Here is a 1819-nt window from a genome sequence, read left to right on the forward strand (position 1 = left end):
GATGTACACCATGCCGATGGTGACCCCGGCGAGGTTGTTGATGAGCGGCAGCGGCTCATGGATGATGCCCAACCCCATCAGCGCCCTGTTGATGACGCCGGTGCGTTGCAGCAGCACCATCCACGCATAGGTGCGGGTGAGAAGGTTCGTCCACATCGACAGAATGATGATGCCGAAGACGATCGAGCCCGGGGCCGGCGGCATGATCGCCAGCATCCAGGCAACAGGGAAAGCCACCAGGATGGTGACGGCTGTGACGACCGATGCGACCAGGAAGGTGTTGAGGAACACCCGCACATAGGTGTCGCTGCCGAACAGCGCCGCGTAGTTCTGCAAGCCGGGTTCGGGATCGGTGACGCTGCGCAGCAGCAGGGCAACCACCGGCACGATGAAGAACAGGCCAACCAGAAGCAGGGCCGGCAAGGCGCTGCCGCTGCCGGCTGGCAGGCCGGCAACCGAGCTGCGTCTGAAAGAACTTCCCTGCATCGAGCGGTCCTGTTCAAAACGGGGCGCGCAAGCCGCGCCCCGTCGGTCTGCAACGGTGTTACTTGGTCTGCCAGGCATACCAGCGCGCGGCGATCTCGTCGCGATGCTCGGCCCAGTAGTTCATGTCGAGGTTGATCTGGCCGTCGACATGGGCATCAGGCAGGGCCTTGACGGCATCGGCGGGCATCTCCGCCTTGGCCTTGGTGTTGATGGGCGCATAGCCGCTTGCCTCGGCGAATTTCGCCTGGCCGGTCGGGCTGGTGGCGGCGGCGAGGAACTTCATCGCGCTGTCCTTGTTCTTGGCGCCCTTCGGCACGACGAGCACGTCGGCGGCGGTGAGGTTCTGCTTCCAGGCGACGCCGACGTCGGTGCCATCCTGCTGGAGGGCGAAGACACGCCCGTTCCACAACTGACCGAAGGCAGCCTCGCCGGAGGCAATCAGCTGCTGTGATTCAGCGCCGCCGCCCCACCAGACGATATCGGATTTGATGGTGTCGAGTTTCTTGAAGGCACGATCGAGATCAAGCGGATAAAGCTTGTCCGCCGGCACGCCGTCGGCCAGCAAAGCGATCTCGATGACGCCCGGCGCCGACCATTTGTAGAAGGTCCGCTTTCCGGGAAACTTCTTGGTGTCGAACATGTCGGCCCAGCCGGTCGGTTCGCCCGAGACGGCGCCCTTGTTCCAGGCGAGCACGAAGGAGTAGTAGAAGCTGCCGACGGCATGCTCATTGCTGAAACGCGGGTCAAGATCGGCCTTGGGCACGACCGCATAGTCGATCGGCTCCAGCAGCCCGTCCTTGGCGGCCTTTATGGCGAAATCCATTTCCACGTCGACGACATCCCAGGTGACATTGCCGGCGTCGACCATGGCCTTGAGCTTGCCATAGTCGGTCGGTCCGTCCTGCAGCACCTTGATGCCGGAGCTGGCTTCGAAGGGGGCTGCCCAGGATTTGGTCTGCGCTTCCTGCGTGGTGCCGCCCCAGCTGGTGAACGCCATCTCATCGGCCTTGGCGGCGGTTGCCGTGAGTAGCCCGGCCAGCAGGCCGGTCAAAATCAGTTTCATGTCATTCTCCTCTGTTGGTCTGTTTTTGTTTTTCTCAGTGCACCTGCGTCCCGCGGTTCTCAGCGCATGACGAAGGGATCGGGGATCGGCTCGTCCGAGGTGTTGATCCAGACGGATTTCGAGCGTGTGTAATCTCTGATGGTGTCGAGCCCACCCTCCCGGCCGAGCCCCGACAGGCCGTAGCCGCCGAAGGGAACGAGCGGCGATACGACGCGATAGGTGTTGACCCAGACGACGCCGGCACGGATGTCGCGCGCCATGCGGTGCGCC

At 63.3% G+C, this 1819-nt stretch carries 2 protein-coding genes and 1 pseudogene; all 3 read right to left on the reverse strand.

Annotated features, from left to right (window positions below):
* Window positions 1-486: pseudogene (locus EN925_RS34410) on the reverse strand (ABC transporter permease); the annotation flags it as partial.
* Window positions 487-544: 58 nt separating this feature from the next.
* A complete protein-coding gene (locus tag EN925_RS34415) occupies window positions 545-1549 on the reverse strand; it encodes an ABC transporter substrate-binding protein (RefSeq protein ID WP_127367630.1) in 1005 nt (334 codons plus the stop codon).
* A gap of 59 nt (window positions 1550-1608) precedes the next feature.
* Window positions 1609-1819, reverse strand: a 211-nt coding sequence (locus EN925_RS34420) for an aldehyde dehydrogenase family protein (RefSeq protein WP_128337297.1), incomplete at its 5' end; no start/stop codon positions are given.

Source organism: Mesorhizobium sp. M7A.F.Ca.US.006.04.2.1, assembly GCF_004022915.1.
Classification (GTDB): domain Bacteria; phylum Pseudomonadota; class Alphaproteobacteria; order Rhizobiales; family Rhizobiaceae; genus Mesorhizobium; species Mesorhizobium ciceri.

Coding starts and splice junctions, on each gene's coding strand:
- EN925_RS34415 (WP_127367630.1), bottom strand. CDS start 1,549: ATGAAACTGATTTTGACCGGCCTGCTGGCCGGGCTACTCACGGCAACC.